Origin of the sequence: Jannaschia formosa (assembly GCF_003340555.1) — a bacterium.
Lineage (GTDB): Bacteria > Pseudomonadota > Alphaproteobacteria > Rhodobacterales > Rhodobacteraceae > Jannaschia > Jannaschia formosa.
Map to the genome: position 1 here is coordinate 1 of NZ_QPLJ01000020.1, position 14,991 is coordinate 14,991.

General features: G+C 70.0%; 14 protein-coding genes and 3 pseudogenes. 7 read left to right on the forward strand and 10 right to left on the reverse strand.

The genetic code is table 11. The features are described from left to right. Together DR046_RS16915 and DR046_RS16920 are read right to left on the reverse strand one after the other, a co-directional pair. Window positions 1-316: IS3 family transposase (locus DR046_RS16915; RefSeq protein ID WP_135227322.1), on the reverse strand; the 316-nt coding region annotated here is incomplete at its 3' end. Between the two features lie 8 nt (window positions 317-324). Continuing rightward, complete coding sequence (locus DR046_RS16920; protein ID WP_115383567.1) at window positions 325-618, reverse strand: transposase; 294 nt, start codon at window positions 616-618, stop codon at window positions 325-327. Window positions 619-703: 85 nt separating this feature from the next. On the opposite strand from DR046_RS16920, the pseudogene DR046_RS16925 reads away from it, so the two are divergent. After that, window positions 704-898: pseudogene (locus tag DR046_RS16925) on the forward strand (IS481 family transposase); the annotation flags it as partial. Here the strand turns inward: DR046_RS16925 and DR046_RS16930 are convergent. Then, the gene (locus tag DR046_RS16930) at window positions 860-1,252 is read right to left on the reverse strand and encodes an acetate and sugar kinases/Hsc70/actin family protein (protein WP_115383568.1); all 393 of its coding nucleotides are present in this window, start codon (window positions 1,250-1,252) and stop codon (window positions 860-862) included. The pseudogene DR046_RS16925 and the gene DR046_RS16930 sit on opposite strands and share 39 nt — an antisense overlap. After that, window positions 1,252-1,404: pseudogene (locus DR046_RS16935) on the reverse strand (L-rhamnose mutarotase); the annotation flags it as partial. The gene DR046_RS16930 and the pseudogene DR046_RS16935, both read right to left, overlap by 1 nt. Before the next feature lie 14 nt (window positions 1,405-1,418). On the opposite strand from DR046_RS16935, the pseudogene DR046_RS16940 reads away from it, so the two are divergent. Then, a pseudogene (locus DR046_RS16940) lies at window positions 1,419-2,354 on the forward strand (SDR family oxidoreductase); the annotation flags it as partial. After that, complete coding sequence (gene rhaI / locus DR046_RS16945) at window positions 2,351-3,634, forward strand: L-rhamnose catabolism isomerase (protein WP_115383569.1); 1,284 nt, start codon at window positions 2,351-2,353, stop codon at window positions 3,632-3,634. The pseudogene DR046_RS16940 and the gene rhaI, both read left to right, overlap by 4 nt. Window positions 3,635-3,941: 307 nt before the next feature. On the opposite strand, the gene pepN is transcribed toward rhaI, so the two are convergent. Next, complete coding sequence (gene pepN, locus DR046_RS16950) at window positions 3,942-6,506, reverse strand: aminopeptidase N (RefSeq protein WP_115383570.1); 2,565 nt, start codon at window positions 6,504-6,506, stop codon at window positions 3,942-3,944. 121 nt (window positions 6,507-6,627) lie between these two features. On the opposite strand from pepN, the gene DR046_RS16955 reads away from it, so the two are divergent. Next, a complete protein-coding gene (locus DR046_RS16955; RefSeq protein ID WP_209313608.1) occupies window positions 6,628-6,813 on the forward strand; it encodes a DUF2256 domain-containing protein in 186 nt (61 codons plus the stop codon). A 30-nt stretch (window positions 6,814-6,843) separates the two neighbouring features. Further along, window positions 6,844-8,997, forward strand: a complete 2,154-nt coding sequence (locus tag DR046_RS16960; protein ID WP_115383571.1) for a malate synthase G — start codon at window positions 6,844-6,846, stop codon at window positions 8,995-8,997. Between the two features lie 21 nt (window positions 8,998-9,018). Here the strand turns inward: DR046_RS16960 and DR046_RS16965 are convergent, their stop codons facing one another. Then, window positions 9,019-9,537, reverse strand: coding sequence for a hypothetical protein (locus DR046_RS16965; protein ID WP_135227323.1), 519 nt, complete (start codon window positions 9,535-9,537; stop codon window positions 9,019-9,021). A 180-nt stretch (window positions 9,538-9,717) separates the two neighbouring features. On the opposite strand from DR046_RS16965, the gene DR046_RS16970 reads away from it, so the two are divergent. Further along, window positions 9,718-10,146, forward strand: coding sequence for a GlcG/HbpS family heme-binding protein (locus DR046_RS16970; RefSeq protein WP_115383573.1), 429 nt, complete (start codon window positions 9,718-9,720; stop codon window positions 10,144-10,146). Window positions 10,147-10,339: 193 nt separating this feature from the next. Then, window positions 10,340-11,116, forward strand: a complete 777-nt coding sequence (locus DR046_RS16975) for a gamma-glutamyl-gamma-aminobutyrate hydrolase family protein (protein ID WP_115383627.1) — start codon at window positions 10,340-10,342, stop codon at window positions 11,114-11,116. Between the two features lie 12 nt (window positions 11,117-11,128). On the opposite strand, the gene DR046_RS16980 is transcribed toward DR046_RS16975, so the two are convergent. The 4 genes from DR046_RS16980 to DR046_RS16995 form a co-directional block, all read right to left on the reverse strand. After that, window positions 11,129-11,314 carry a hypothetical protein gene (locus DR046_RS16980; protein ID WP_115383574.1) on the reverse strand — a complete coding sequence of 62 codons (186 nt, stop codon included), beginning with the start codon at window positions 11,312-11,314 and terminating at the stop codon, window positions 11,129-11,131. A gap of 100 nt (window positions 11,315-11,414) precedes the next feature. Next, complete coding sequence (locus tag DR046_RS16985) at window positions 11,415-13,013, reverse strand: ATP-dependent DNA ligase (protein WP_115383575.1); 1,599 nt, start codon at window positions 13,011-13,013, stop codon at window positions 11,415-11,417. Next, window positions 13,010-13,882 (reverse strand): alpha/beta hydrolase fold domain-containing protein, encoded by an 873-nt coding sequence (locus DR046_RS16990; RefSeq protein WP_167767151.1) that lies wholly within the window; start codon window positions 13,880-13,882, stop codon window positions 13,010-13,012. Before DR046_RS16990 ends, DR046_RS16985 begins: the two co-directional genes overlap by 4 nt. Further along, window positions 13,879-14,892: a ligase-associated DNA damage response exonuclease gene (locus tag DR046_RS16995; RefSeq protein WP_115383628.1), complete on the reverse strand. Its 1,014-nt coding sequence runs from the start codon at window positions 14,890-14,892 to the stop codon at window positions 13,879-13,881. Before DR046_RS16995 ends, DR046_RS16990 begins: the two co-directional genes overlap by 4 nt. Between the last annotated feature and the right edge of the window lie 99 nt (window positions 14,893-14,991).

Here is a 14,991-nt window from a genome sequence, read left to right on the forward strand (position 1 = left end):
GCAGGTAGGGATAGGACTTGTGCCCCTTCACGGGCTTGCTGGTGTTCGGCTTCTGGTAGATCGGCATCAAGCGCATGAGGCGCATCAGCCGCCGGACGCGCTTCTGGTTCACGGCATGGCCTTCGTTCCGGAGATGCCATGTCATCTGTCGGACCCCGTAGAACGGGGTGTCGAGGAACTGCTTGTCGATCAGCCGCATCAGGCCGAGGTTCATGACGCTCTCGCCCTGCGGCGCGTAGGAGAACGATGACCGCGAGATCGACAGCAGACGGCACTGGGCTCCGACCGACAGGCTCGGGTGGTTCGTCTCGATCATCCCGCGCCTCACTTGCCGGTCCAGGGCTTGAGCTTTCGTGACAAAAAATCGTTGGCCACGGCCAGCTCCCCGATCTTCGCATGCAGGGCCCGCATCGCCTCCTCGTCGACTGCGGCCGTCTTCTTCCCACCGCGTTCGAAGATGTCCGACGCCCCCTCAAGCAGGGCCTTCTTCCACTGGTGGATCATCGTGGGGTGCACGCCGTATGCGGCGGCCAGTTCCGACACCGTGCGCTCGCCCTTCACGGCCTCCAGCGCCACGCGCGCCTTGAAGCCCGCGTCGTGGTTCCTGCGTCTCGACATGTTCTGATCTCATCGTCGTTGAAGACCAGCAGACGTCAGATCGTAGCTTCCGTCACTGTCCGGTTTTCGGGGAGTAGCTCACGAGAGGCGCTTCCACTACGACAGCCACGACCAGCTCCGCACCCAGCTTGCTGACTTCATGGCCGCATACAACTTCGCGCGTCGCTTGAAGACGCTCGGAGACCTCACACCCTACGAATACATCTGCAGAATCTGGACGTCGGAGCCGGATCGATTCATCCTAAATCTGATCCACCAGATGCCGGGACTGAACAGCTAGGCCGCCCGGCAGGGGCGGCGAGCCTGTCTCCTCGAAGGGGGGCGGGTCATAGCCCTCGCGCATGTCCGGCGCGTCGTGCTCGTAGTCGAGCACGGGCAGGGCGAGCGTGCCGTCCCCGGCTACCAGCGCGTCGCAGGCGCCGTGGATGACGGGGACTATCACTTCGACCCGTGGCGCGAAAGCGCGCAGGGCGTCCAGCACGAAGCGCCACATGCCGTCGGCGTCGAAATGCGGGTAGAGCGGGCCGGGCAGGACGGCGTTCGGGCGTCGGCGCTCCTCCAGCGCGCGCCCCTCGCTGTCGAGCAGCACGACCTTGGCGTTCGTCTTGCCGATGTCGATGACCGCGGTGGCCATCAGGGCAGGTGGAACACGCGGCGCAGCGGAACCGCAACGGGACTCAGGTCGTCGTTCACCTCCATCAGCGGGGCCATATGGGGCCACCATCGCTTCAGCACCGGATGGGCAGGCAGGTCGTCCATCCCGTGGTCGCCGGTCCGGGTCAGGTGGCCGAAGAGCGAGCTACGTCAACGCCATCAACGTCATGCGCGGCGCCGAGGCGGTCAGCACCTATCGCGGCCTGCCCGAGCAGGAGGCCTTCGACATCGAGTACTGGCTGCTCGAGGAGGCGAAGCTGCAACGGATGCCGCGCCCCAAGGCGCTCGCGGGCCGGGTCGCGCTGGTCACCGGCGGCGCCGGCGGGATCGGGCGCGCGACCGCCGAGCGCTACCTGCGCGAAGGCGCCTGCGTGGTGCTGGCCGACATCTCGGACGAAGCGCTGGAGCGGGTCGGGGCAGAGCTTTCCGGCGCCTTCTCGGCCGACGTGGTGCGCACGGTGCGCATGGACGTGACCGACGAGGGGGCCGTGGCCGGCGGGCTGCGGGCGGCGGCGCTGGAATACGGGGGGCTCGACATCCTGGTTTCGAACGCCGGCATCGCCTCCTCGGCGCCGATCGAGGAGACCTCGCTGGAGCTTTGGGACCGCAACATGTCGATCCTGGCCACGGGCTATTTCCTCGTCTCGCGGGAGGCGTTTCGGCTGATGGGCGCGCAGGGGATCGGAGGCGCCATGGTCTTCGTCGCCTCGAAGAACGGGCTCGCGGCCAGCCCCAACGCCTCGGCCTACTGCACCGCGAAGGCGGCCGAGATCCACCTCGCCCGCTGCCTCGCGCTGGAAGGCGCGGCGAAGGGCATTCGCGTCAACGTCGTGAACCCCGACGCGGTGCTGAAGGGCAGCCGGATCTGGCAGGGCGACTGGCTGAAGGAACGGGCGGACGCCTATGGCAAGGACGCGGCGGGGCTGGCGGAGCACTACCGCGAGCGCAGCCTGCTCAAGCGGGAGGTGCTGCCCGAGGACATCGCCGAGGCGGCCTATTTCCTCGTCTCCGACGCCTCCTCCAAGTCGACGGGCAACATCCTGAACGTGGATGCCGGCAACAAGGAGGCCTTCACGCGATGAGCGCGCTCGACCTCCTTCCGGGCGCCATCGAAGCGACGAATGCCGACCGCGCCGCCGACCACGACGCCGATCTCGACGCGCTGGCCGCGCGGCTGGCCCGGCGGGGCGTCGATGCCGAGGATCTGATCGCCCGTGTCTCGGGCTTCACCGTCGCCGTCCCGTCCTGGGGCACCGGCACCGGCGGCACCCGCTTCGCCCGCTTCCCCGGCCCCGGCGAGCCCGCGGACGTGATGGACAAGCTCGACGACTGCGCCGTCATCGACCGGCTCGGCCGCGCCTCTCCCCGGGTCTCGCTGCACTTCCCCTGGGACGGCGACGACCCAGAGGCCCTGCGCCAGAAGGGCGAGGCGTTGGGGTTGGGCTTCGACGCGGTGAACTCCAACACCTTTCAGGACCAGCCGGGGCAGGCGCTCAGCTACAAGCACGGATCGCTCAGCCATGTCAGCCGGGAGGTGCGCGAGCAGGCCGTCGCCCACAACTTGCGCTGCATCGAGATCGGGCGGGCCATCGGCTCGCGCGCCCTGACGGTCTGGGTCGGCGACGGCACCAACTTCCCCGGCCAGCAGGACCTGACGGCGCAGCTCGACCGCTATCTCGACGCCGCGCACGCCATCCATGCCGCTCTGCCCGATGGCTGGCGGATGTTCACCGAGCACAAGATCTACGAGCCCGCCTTCTATTCGACCGTCGTGCAGGACTGGGGCACCTCGCTCATGATCGCGAAGGAGCTGGGCGAGAAGGCGGAGTGCCTCGTCGACCTCGGCCACCACGCGCCGACGGTGAATGTCGAGATGGTGGTCGCGCGGCTGGCAGGGGCGGGGAAGCTGGGCGGCTTCCACTTCAACGACTCGAAATATGGCGACGACGATCTGGACACCGGAGCCATCGACCCGTTCCGCCTGTTCCTCGTCATGCGCGAGGTGCTCGCGGCCGAGCGGCGGGGCGCCGACCTGGCCCACATGCTTGACCAGAGCCACAACGTGACGGACCCGATCGAGTCGCTGATCGTCTCGGGGGCCGAGGCGCGGCGGGCCTATGCGCAGGCGCTGATCGTGGACGAGGACCGGCTGGCCGCGGCGCAGGCGGGGAACGACGCGCTCGCCGCCAGCCAGGCGCTGAAGGCCGCCTTCCGCACCGATGTCGAGCCGATCCTGGCCGAGGCGCGGCGCCGCGCGGGCGGCGCGCTCGACCCGGTGGCCGCCTTCCGCGCCTCGGGCTACCGCGCGGCGGTCGCGCGGACGCGGCCCGTCTCCCAAGTGGCCGGTGGGGGCATCGTCTGAGGCCGCACCGCCGGGGCTGGTCTCGAGCTGCCCTTCGCCCCGGCGGTCCCGGCCGCGCCACCGCCTCGGCCCGGTTCCGGACGCCGAGGCGGTGGCAGATCCCGGTCATGTGCCGCCTCTCGGCTCCCTCCGCCAGCGCGAGGCGTTGGCCGATCTCCGGGTTCGGCTGGGCCGCAGTCACAAGTCGCAGGCCCTCGGTGGAGCGCGCAATCACCCCCGGAACCGAACCCGCCGCTGGCCCCCACCCGTTCCGCCCGCGGGGCTCGGCCGGCGAGGTAGCACGCCGGCGCCGCCCCCGGCGCCCCCGTCAGGCGGCGCGCATGCGGCCGATCATCTCGGCGAGGTCGCGGCTGATGCGTTCTTCGGCGATCCGGGCGAGCTGCGCGGCGACCAGTTCCTGCCGGTCGGCATCGTAGCGGCGCCAGGTGTCGAAGGCCGTCGACATCCGCGCTGCCGTCTGCGGGTTCATCGCGTCGATCTTCAGCAGCCAGTCCGCGAGGAAGCGATAGCCGGACCCGTCGCGCGCGTGGAAGCCGGCGGGGTTGCCGGCCGTCAACGCGCCGATCACGGAGCGCACGCGGTTCGGATTGGCCGCGTCGAAATCCGGGCGCCGCGTGAGGCCGGTGGCGATGCCAACGGCGCGGTCGGGGGCGGCATGCATGACCTGCGCCGCGAACCACTTGTCCATCACGAGACGGTCGTGCTTCCAGTCCTCCTCGAAGGCGGCGGCCACCTCGGGATCGCCCGCTTCCAGCAGGCAGGCGAAGGCGGCCATGCGGTCGGTCATGTTGTCGGCGGCGCGATAGGCCCCGCGGGCGGCCTCGCCTCCGTCGAGCCGGGTCTGCATCCTCAGCAGAGCCCCGTCGAGCGCCCGCTTGCCCGCATCCTCGGCGTTCGGATCGTAGGGCCCGCTCACGCGCATCGCGCGGCGCAGGGCGGGCAGGTCGTCGGCCAGCGTCCGGGCGACGGCCGCGGCGGCCGCCTCGCGCGCGGCGTGGATCGCGTCGGGGTCGGGGACGACCCCGCCCGCATGCAGCGTCTGCGCGAGGTCGTCCTCGGACGGCAGGGCCAGTGCCAGCGCGCGGAAGGCGGGGTCGGCGGACTCGTCGCGGGCGAGCGTCGCCATCGCGTCGAGCCACGGCGCATCCGGCTCCGACCCCTCGACGATCATCGCAACGAGGCGGCGCTTGGCCAGCGTGCGCCCGGCCTCCCAGCGGTTGAACGGGTCGGTGTCGGAGGCGAGAAGGACCAGCCGGTCGGCGTCGGACTGCTCGTGCTCCAGGATCACCGGGGCCGAGAAGCCGCGCAGCACCGAAAGGACGGGGCGCGACGGCACTTCGGCCTCGATCACCCCCTCGGCCCCGGCCAGTTCGAACATCTCCGTCGGGCGCAGTTCCGTCCCCTCGGCGTCCAGCAGGCCCCAGGCGACCGGGATGACCATGGGCGCCTTGTCCGTCTGCCCGGGCGTGTCCGGCACGGTCTGCCGCAAGGTCGCGCGGAAGATGCCATCCTCGTAGCTCTCCTCGACCGCGAGCCGAGGCGTGCCCGCCTGCGAGTACCAGAGCGCGAATTGCGACAGGTCGCGGCCGGTCGCTTCCTCGAAGCAGGCGAGCCAGTCCTCGATGGTGCAGGCCTGCCCGTCATGCCGCTTGAAATAGAGGTCGCAGCCTGCGGCATAGCCCTCGGGCCCGACCAGCCGGCGCAGCATGCCGATCACCTCGGCGCCCTTCTCGTAGACGGTCGCGGTGTAGAAATTGTTGATCTCCACGAAGCTCTCGGGCCGGACCGGGTGGGCGAGCGGCCCCGCATCCTCGCGGAACTGGCGCGCGCGGAGTTGCAGCACGTCGCCGATCCGCTGCACCGCCTCCGATCGCATGTCGGCGCTGAACTGCTGGTCGCGGAAGACCGTCAGCCCCTCCTTCAGACAGAGCTGGAACCAGTCGCGGCAGGTGATCCGGTTGCCGGTCCAGTTGTGGAAATACTCGTGTGCGACGATGCCCTCGATCAGGGCGTAGTCGGTGTCGGTCGCCGTCTCGGGCGACGCCAGGACATACTTGGAGTTGAAGACGTTCAGCCCCTTGTTCTCCATCGCGCCCATGTTGAAGTCGTCGACGGCGACGATGTTGAAGACCGACAGGTCGTAGGCGCGGCCATAGACCTTCTCGTCCCAGGCCATCGACCGCTTCAGCGCATCCATCGCATAGCCCGTGCGCCCCTCGTCCCCGGGCCGCACCCAGATGTTGAGCGCGACGTCCTTCCCCTCCATCGTGGTGAAGCGGTCGGAGGTGGCGACGAGGTTCCCCGCGACCAGCGCGAAGAGATAGGTCGGCTTCGGCCAGGGGTCATGCCAGCGGGCGACGCCCTTGCCCGCGCCGTCGCCTGCCTCGTTCCCGTTCGACAGCAGGACGGGCAGCTCGGCCTCGATCTCGACGTCGTAGGTGGCCATCACGTCGGGCCGGTCGAGCATCCAGGTGATGCGGCGGAAGCCCTCGGCCTCGCACTGGGTGCAGTACATGCCGTTCGACATGTAGAGCCCTTCGAGCGCCTTGTTCGTCTCGGGCGAGATGCGGGCGACCGTCTCCAGCAGGAACGCATCGGGGGCGTCGTGGATCGTCAGCGTCCGGTCCGTCAGCGTGTAGCGGTTCGCGCCCAGCGCTTCGCCGTCGATGCCGAGCGAGACCATCTCCAGATGCTCGCCGTCCAGCACGAACTCGCCGGGGCCCTGGCGCTTGCAGGTCAGCCGCGCCGAGACCTCGGTCGCGCGGGGGTCCAGACGGAAATGCAGGTCGACATGGGTCACGGTCACGGGAACCGGGGTGTAGTCCTTGAGGAAGACGGCCTCGTCGGCCGGGGCAGGGGTCGCGTCGCGCATCGGGATCTCCTTTGCGCCAGAGGTAGGGGAGACGGACCGCCGCTGCCACCCGGAAGCGCGGCACGGCTCGCCTTCCCCGGTCGCGTCCCTATCTCTCGATCGGTTGGCGGGGGAACGACACATGCCGAAGATGCGCCGCAAGGCCGAGCTGCCCGAGAAGACCTGCGCCGCCTGCGGACGCCCCTTCGCCTGGCGGAAGAAGTGGGAGAAGGTCTGGGAAGAGGTGCGCTATTGCTCCGATGCCTGCCGCCGAAACCGGTCAGGAAAACTGACCAATCCTGTTGCCGATAGGAAACTTCCGCGCTAACTGCGGCGGGAAGACGCATCAGGAGGCCCCATGACCCGCATCGACAAGTCCGGCCTGAAGGTCGACAGCGCGCTGGCACGCTTCATCGACGACGCCGCCCTTCCGGGCACCGGCGTCGATCCGCAGAGCTTCTGGGACGGGTTCGCCGCGATGGTCGCCGATCTCGCCCCGAAGAACGCCGCCCTCCTGGCCGAGCGCGCGGAGATGCAGGCGAAGCTCGACGACTGGCACCGCACCCGCGCGGGCCAGCCGCACGACGCGGCGGGCTACAAGGCGTTCCTGACCGAGATCGGCTATCTCGTCCCCGAGGGCGCGCCGTTCCGGATCGAGACCGCGAATGTCGACCCCGAGATCGCCGACATTCCCGGTCCGCAGCTCGTCGTGCCGATCACCAATGCGCGCTACGCGCTGAACGCGGCGAACGCGCGCTGGGGCAATCTCTACGATGCGCTCTATGGCACCGACGCGCTGGGCGACCTGCCTGAGGGTAAAGGCTACGACGCCGAGCGCGGCGCGCGGGTCATCGCCTGGGGCAAGCGCTTCCTCGACCGGGCCGTGCCGCTGGAGGTCGGGCTCTGGTCCGACGTCACCGATCTGCGGATCGAGGACGGGCGGCCCGTGATCCGCACCGGCGCCGACACCGTCGCGCTGGCCGAGCCCGGCGCCTACCGGGGCTGGGTCCAGACCGACGGCACGCTGCGCGTCCTGCTGCGCAACAACGGGCTCGGCATCGTGCTCGTCATCGCGCATGAGGGCGCGATCGGGCGCGACGATCCGATGGGGCTGGACGCGCTGCACCTCGAATCGGCGGTCTCGGCAATCATGGATTGCGAGGATTCGGTCGCCTGCGTCGATGCCGAGGACAAGATCGGCGCCTATGCCAACTGGCTGGGCCTGATGAAGGGCGACCTGATTGAAGAGGTCACCAAGGGCGGCACCACCTTCACCCGCGCGCTGAACCCGGACATGGAGTTCAACGCACCCTCCGGCGAGGTCGTCACCGTCAAGGGTCGGGCGCTGATGCTGGTCCGCAACGTCGGCCACCTGATGACCAACCCCGCCATCCTGATGCAGGACGACGCCGAGATCCCCGAGGGGCTGATGGACGCGGCGGTCACCACGCTGATCGCCATGCATGACCTGAAGAAGACGGAAGGGCGCCGCAACTCCGTCGAAGGGTCGGTCTATGTCGTGAAGCCCAAGATGCACGGCCCCGCCGAGGTCGCCTTCGCCGACGAGATCTTCACGCGGGTCGAGGGCTTCCTCGGTCTGCCCGCGAACACCGTCAAGCTGGGCATCATGGACGAGGAGCGGCGGACCTCGGCAAACCTGGCGGAATGCATCCGTGCCGCCAGATCGCGGGTGGCCTTCATCAACACCGGCTTCCTCGACCGCACCGGTGACGAGATCCACAGCTCGATGGAAGCGGGGCCGATGCTGCCCAAGGGCGAGATGAAGTCGACCCCCTGGATCGAGGCCTACGAGGACCGCAACGTCGATATCGGCCTCGCCTGCGGCCTGCGCGGCAAGGCGCAGATCGGCAAGGGCATGTGGGCCATGCCCGACATGATGGAAGCGATGCTGGAGCAGAAGATCGGGCACCCCAAGTCCGGCGCCAACTGCGCGTGGGTGCCCAGCCCCACCGCCGCCACGCTGCATGCTACGCATTACCACGAGGTCGACGTGCTGGCCCGGCAGGAAGAGCTCGCGCAGGGCGGCCCGCGCGCCTCGCTCGACGACCTGCTGACGATCCCGGTGATGGAGGGGCGCAACCTCTCGGATGCCGAGGTCGCCGCCGAGATCGAGAACAACGCGCAGGGCATCCTCGGCTATGTCGTCCGCTGGATCGACGCAGGGATCGGCTGCTCCAAGGTGCCCGACATCGAGGACGTGGGCCTGATGGAGGACCGGGCGACCTGCCGGATCTCGTCGCAGGCGCTGGCCAACTGGCTGCATCACGGGGTCGTCTCGCGCGAGCAGGTCGAGGAGGGGATGCGCAAGATGGCCGCCAAGGTCGACGCGCAGAACGCCGAGACGCCGGGCTACCGGCCGATGGCGCCCGGCTATGACGGGGTCGCCTACAAGGCTGCGCAGGATCTCGTGTTCGAGGGCCGCGTGCAGCCTTCTGGCTATACCGAACCGGTGCTGCACCGCCGGCGGCAGGAGCGGAAGGCCGCGGGATGAACCCTGCGGCCTCGGCCGGACTTAACTTGCCCGGCGCGCGAGACGGCGCAACCCGAACGCCCCGAGCAGCGCGGATCCGAGCAGGATCGCAGGGCCCGGGGTCGGGATCGCGCCGATGACGAGTTCATCGATTGCCGCATCGTCGGTCGTGGTGAACGCGACGGAGGTCAAACCGGTCAGGTTCAGCGACAGGAGGGTGGCCTCACCCAGTTCCTCGAAGGTCTGGAAGGATGTCGTGCTGTTCGCGAAGGTCGAGGAGACGGTGAAGTCGACGGTGGACCCGGCCGCGAGGGAGGTCGGCCCGGCGATGAGAGAGACGAGGTCGAAGATGCCGCCAGACGTCAGCGTGATCGTGTTCGACTCGGCGAAGGCGAGGAAGGTGGTCTCCTGCGGGGGAAAGAGGACGCCGGAGCCAGCCCCGAACACCGCTGACTCGGCATCGGTCGTGGAAAACGTGAACCCGTCGACGTTCAAGGGCGACAGATTGCTGACGTTCTCAAGCGCTACCCCTTCGAAGTCGATGATGAGCGACGAAGCCATGGACGAAGTGGCCGCGGTCAGCGCGAGGGCGGACGCGGCCAGAACGGTAAGGGTCGGTCTCATGGCGCACTTCCTCGGAGTTGAGTTGTCCTTAGGTCAGCTACCCGTCAGATCTCTTTCAAGTCAATGCTAATGGCGGTCCGGGGCCGCCCTTTCCTGCCTGCCAATACGGAGGGTCCAATGACCGGCATCACCATCGACCAAGCCCGCACCATTGTCCGCGTCGCCTTGGAGAAGGGGCGCGAGATGGGGCTGAAGCCCCTCTCGGTCATCGTGCTGGACGCGGGCGGCCACCCTAAGGCATTCGAGCGCGAGGACGGCGCGTCGCCCGGCCGCTTCGCCATCGCGGAAGGGAAGGCCTATGGTGCCGTCATGCTGGGCATGGGCGGGGCCGCGCAGATGGCGCGGGCCGAGCAGCAGGCTTATTTCATGGCCGCGGTGAATGGCGCCTTCGGCGGCCGCGTCGTGCCGGTGCCGGGCGGCATCCTCGTGCGCGACGGCGGTGGCGCGGTGATCGGCGCGGTGGGCGTGACCGGCGACAGTTCCGACAACGACCTGAAGGCGGGCACGGCCGGAGTCGAGGCCGCCGGGCTTACCGCCGAGGGCTGACGACCGGCCGCGGCCCGGCACGCGCCGCGGAACGAGGCGCGGCGTCCCGCGCGCCCACCACCATCCGCCTTCCGCGCAACATCGCGGCAGGCGGGGCCCTCGTCCGCCCAATGGCCATACCGTGCGCGCATGCAGGGGAGGCTCTGCTTCCCTTGAGCTTTCGTCGCGCGCCTTGACGCTGTATGTCAGGTTCATGACCAGACCTCTCGTCGGCATCATCTCGAATGCCTTCCTGATCAACGACCAGTACCCCGCGCACGTGAACGGGACGATGAACACGGATGCGGTGTCGCAGGTTTCCGGTGCGCTTCCCCTGACGTTCCCGGCCGATCCTGCCGTCGTGACCATCCCGGAATTGCTCGACACCTTCGACGGCTTCCTGTTCACCGGCGGCCGTCCGAACGTGCACCCCGAGGAATACGGCGAGGACCCGACCGACGCCCATGGCGCCTTCGATCGCAACCGCGACCGCGTGGCCCTGCCGCTGATCCGGGCCGCGGTAGAGCGGGGGCAGCCAATCCTCGGCATCTGCCGCGGCTTTCAGGAGGTGGCGGTCGCCTTCGGCTCGACCCTGCACCCCGAGATCCGGGAGCTGCCGGGGCGCATGAACCACCGCATGCCGCCTGATGGCACGCTGGAAGAAAAGTTCGCCCTGCGCCACGACGTGATCCTCGCCCCCGGCTCGCAATATGCGACCGTCTTCGGAGCGGAGCGGGTGCGCACGAACACGCTGCACGGGCAGGGGATCAAGGTCGCCGGCCCGCGCGTGCGGATCGACGGCTGGGCTGAGGACGACACGCCCGAGGCGATCTCGATCGAGGGCGCGCCCGGCTTCGCCATGGCGGTGCAATGGCATCCCGAGGCGAACGCGGCCGAGGACCCGGTGTCCCGGCCTCTGTTCGCGGCCTTCGGCGACGCCTGCCGCGCCTGGCGGGCCCGCGGCGGCCAGCCCCTGCGCGCGGTGGGCTGACCGCCGGTTGGGTCAGCCTTGGTGGGGCGCCCGCCGCTCCCGCAAGACGCTGCGGATCTGCTCCCAGTTCTCGGCTTCCTGAGGATGGCCCGCCTCCCGTTCCCGCAGGGCGCGGGCGGCCGCGGCGGCTTCGGCCCGCTGGCCCATCACGTCGTGCAGGGCGTTGGCCTGGTGCAAGGCGACATGTCTGTCGATCATGGTCTCTCCTCCTCGATGGGCTGCCACCGTAACACATTCTGTGGTTGATTTCGACCACCTTCGCCGCCGATGACGGCACCCGTCCGGGGGCAGGTCCGGCTCAGCCGTACTGCGCGAGCATCTCCAGCAGGTGCTCGTGCGTGTCGATCTCGTCCGCCCTCTTGTCGTGGCGCCAGCGCAGCATGCGGGGAAAGCGCAGGGCGACGCCCGACTTGTGCCGCGTGCTTTCCTGGATGCCCTCGAAGCCGATCTCGAAGACCTGCTCGGGCGGGACCTGCCGGACCGGGCCGAAGCGGGCCAGCGTGTTGCGGCGGACCCAGGCGGTGATCTTGCGGAACTCCGCATCCGTCAGGCCGCTATAGGCCTTGGTGAAGGGCACCAGCTCGTTGCCCTTCGCCACGGCAAAGGTGAAGTCGGTATAGAGGTTCGCGCGCCGCCCGTGCCCGGCCTGGGCATAGACCATCACCGCGTCGATGGTCAGCGGGTCGAGCTTCCACTTGTACCAGTCGCCCTTCTTCCGGCCGACATGGTAGGGCGAGGTCTTGCGCTTCAGCATCAGCCCCTCGGCGCCCATGTCTCGCGCGCCCGCACGCAGCGTCGCCAGTTCCTCCCAGTCCGAGTGATCGACCAGCGGAGAGAGCAGGATCGGCGCCTCTGGCGGCAGCCCGGCCAGCATCGCCTGCAACCGTGCGCGCCGCTCGACCAGGGGCAGGGTGCGCAGGTCAGCGCCATCCTGCTCCAGCAGGTCATAGGCGTAGAGGATCGCGGGCGCCTCGCGCAGCAGGGTCTTCGGGACGGTCTTGCGCCCGATCCGCTTCTGCAGCGCGGCGAAGGACATCGGGCGCGCGGTCGCGGCATCCCAGGCGAGGACCTCGCCGTCGATCACCGTACCCTCGGGCAGGAAGTCCATGGCGCGGGCCAGTTCCGGGAAGCGGTGGGTCATCAGCTCCTCGCCGCGCGACCAGAGGTGGTGCTGACCGCCCCGCAGGATCAGCTGTCCCCGGATGCCGTCCCACTTCCATTCGGCCAGCCAGTCCTCGGCCGGTCCCAGCGTCTCCGGCCCGCCCTCGACGCCGTAGGCCAGGCAGAACGGGTAGGGCCGGCTGAGCGAGGCCTCCGGGTCCGGGGCCTCGATCAACACGGCATAGCTGGTCGTCTCGGGCGTCCAGTCGCCCATGAGGCGATGCGCCAGTTCCGCCTCGGGGATCTCGGTCGCCTCCGCCAGCGCGCGGGTCATCAGCTTCTGGCTGACCCCGACGCGGAAGCCGCCGGTGATGAGCTTGTTGAAGACGAAGCGCTCCGTTCCCGCCAGCCGGTCCCAGGCGCTTTCAACGAAGGCGCGCTTCTCGCTCTCCTCGGCGCGGGAGAGGGCGCGGATGTCGCCGATCCAGTCCGACAGGCTGCGGTCGCTCGCCTCGCGCGGGGGCGGCAGGACGAGATGGATCGTCTCGGCAAGATCGCCCACCACGTCGTAGCTGGCGCGGAACAGCCAGTCGGGCAGGCCCGCCTTCGCCGCCGCCCATTCCGCCAGCCGCGTCGCCGTCACCGTGCGCTTCGGCCGCCGCCCCGAGAGCAGCGCGATCGTCCAGAGCCGGTCGTCCTCCGGCGCGTCGCGGAAATACGCGGCCAGCGCCGCGGTCTTGGCGCCGGTCTTCGTCGTCTGGTCCAGCGCGGTGAAGAGGGCGGCGAAGCGGTTCATGCGTCGGTCAGGAAGGCGGCCATCCGGTCGACCGCCCGGTCGGCGGCAGGGCTGATCCCGGCGAAGATCTGGTAGTCATGGGGCAGGCCCCCGGCCTTTTCGACCCGAACCTCGGCGCCGGCCTCGGCCAGATGGGCCGCCAGCGCGTCGGCGTCGGCTTCGAGGAACTCCCCTCGCGCGCATTGGATCAGCACCGGAGGCGGGTCGGGATAGGCCGCCCGCAGGGGCGAGATGCGCGGGTCGGCCGGATCGGACCCGCCGACATAGTCGGCGACCGCACGGCGCAGCAGGCGCTCCGACAGCAGCATCTCGTCGATGCCGTCGGGCACCACGCGGCCGGGGTCGAGGTCTGCCGCGGGCGAGACGAGGACCACCTTCTCCGGCCCGTGCCCCTTCGCGAGGGTCTCCGACAGGACACCCAGGGCGAGGTTGCCGCCCGCGCTGTCGCCGCCCAGCCACCAGTCGCCCTGCCCCTCCAGCGTCGCGGCGACGGCCAGCGCGTCGTCGAGGGCGGCGGGAAACGGGTGTTCGGGCGCAAGCCGGTAGCGCGGCAGCGCGAGGCGCAGGCCCGACGCCTGCGCCAGACGATGGGCGAGGCGGCGATAGCTGAGCGGCGAGCCGAGCACGAAGCCGCCGCCATGCAGCCAGAGCAACGTGCCCCGCATCCTGTCGGGCGTGAAGAACAGGGTCGGCACGCCCGCCACCTCCTCCCAGTGCTCGGTGCAGGGGCCGACGGGGCTGAGCGGGGCCACCAGCTCGACGCCCCGGCGGTGAAAGCGCCACGGCAGCGGCAGCGACAGGAAGGGGCGCATTGCATAGCGGGCGCTCGCCGCCAGAAGCCGGTCGCGGAAAGTCAGGCTATCGGTCACGCGGGCAGCTCCTCCGGCTCGGGCGCGTCGAGTGACTCGCCCTCGTATTCGGTCTCGACGATGGCGGCCTCGTAGCCCTGCTCCTCCAGCCATTGGCGGAAAGTCGCGGTGTAGCCATGGGTGGCGAAGACACGGGTCGCGCCGGTCTCGCGAATGGCGGCGTCGAGCCCCTTCCAGTCGGCATGGTCCGAGATGACGAAGCCCCGGTCGGCCGCCCGCCTGCGCCGCACCCCGCGCAGCGCCATCCAGCCCGAGGCGATGCCCGTCGAGACGGCCCCGAAGCGCCGGAGCCAGGGACCGGCCAGCGCCGAGGGCGGGGCCACGACCAGCGCGCCGGTCAGCGCCTTAAGGTCCGTCTCGGGCGTCACCCGGGTCGTGGCGGGCAGGGGGATGCCCTGCGCGCGCAGCACCTCGTTCGTGTTCTCGACCGCGCCATGGGTCAGGATCGGCCCGATCGAGGCGTCGACCATGGTCATGACCCGCTGCGCCTTGCCCAGCGCGTAGGCGCCGATGACGGCGTGGCGACCGTCGGCGGCGCAGGCGCGCCACCAGTCGTTCAGCCCGGCGGCCAGTTCCGCCTCGGGGCGCCAGTCGAAGACCGGCAGGCCGAAGGTGCATTCGGTGATGAAGGCGTGGCAGCGCACCGGCTCCCACGGCTCGGACAGGCTGTCGGGGGTCGTCTTGTAGTCGCCGGAGACGACCCAGAGCTCGCCCCGATGCTCGACCCGGATCTGGGCCGAGCCGGGGACATGGCCCGCCGGGTGGAAGCTGACTGTCGCGCCGCCGATGCTGCGGGTCTCGCCATAGGCGATGGTCTCGATGGCGAGCCCGCCGAGGCGATGGCGCATGACCGGGGCGGCGGCCTCGGTCGCGAGGTAGCGGCCGTGCCCCGGGCGGGCGTGGTCGGCATGGCCATGGGTGATGAGCGCCCGGCCGACCGGGCGCCAGGGGTCGATGTAGAAGTCGCCCGAGGGGCAGTAGATGCCGCTGTCGCGGAATTCGAGAACCATGACCGGAGAATAGTGCGGCGTCCGGATGCGGCGATAGGGGGTCTTCGCGGAACGGGGCCTGGCGACGGGGCCGCCGCGCGGGTCCGTGCGCAATGCGGG

Excerpts from the sequence above, each read along its gene's own strand:
- DR046_RS16970 (WP_115383573.1), top strand. The coding sequence starts at position 9,718 with ATGACCGGCATCACCATCGACCAAGCCCGCACCATTGTCCGCGTCGCC.
- DR046_RS16920 (WP_115383567.1), bottom strand. The coding sequence starts at position 618 with ATGTCGAGACGCAGGAACCACGACGCGGGCTTCAAGGCGCGCGTGGCG.
- DR046_RS16975 (WP_115383627.1), top strand. The coding sequence starts at position 10,340 with ATGACCAGACCTCTCGTCGGCATCATCTCGAATGCCTTCCTGATCAAC.
- DR046_RS16930 (WP_115383568.1), bottom strand. The coding sequence starts at position 1,252 with ATGGCCACCGCGGTCATCGACATCGGCAAGACGAACGCCAAGGTCGTG.
- DR046_RS16980 (WP_115383574.1), bottom strand. The coding sequence starts at position 11,314 with ATGATCGACAGACATGTCGCCTTGCACCAGGCCAACGCCCTGCACGAC.
- DR046_RS16960 (WP_115383571.1), top strand. The coding sequence starts at position 6,844 with ATGACCCGCATCGACAAGTCCGGCCTGAAGGTCGACAGCGCGCTGGCA.
- DR046_RS16995 (WP_115383628.1), bottom strand. The coding sequence starts at position 14,892 with ATGGTTCTCGAATTCCGCGACAGCGGCATCTACTGCCCCTCGGGCGAC.
- pepN (WP_115383570.1), bottom strand. The coding sequence starts at position 6,506 with ATGCGCGACGCGACCCCTGCCCCGGCCGACGAGGCCGTCTTCCTCAAG.
- DR046_RS16985 (WP_115383575.1), bottom strand. The coding sequence starts at position 13,013 with ATGAACCGCTTCGCCGCCCTCTTCACCGCGCTGGACCAGACGACGAAG.
- DR046_RS16955 (WP_209313608.1), top strand. The coding sequence starts at position 6,628 with ATGCCGAAGATGCGCCGCAAGGCCGAGCTGCCCGAGAAGACCTGCGCC.
- rhaI (WP_115383569.1), top strand. The coding sequence starts at position 2,351 with ATGAGCGCGCTCGACCTCCTTCCGGGCGCCATCGAAGCGACGAATGCC.
- DR046_RS16965 (WP_135227323.1), bottom strand. The coding sequence starts at position 9,537 with ATGGCTTCGTCGCTCATCATCGACTTCGAAGGGGTAGCGCTTGAGAAC.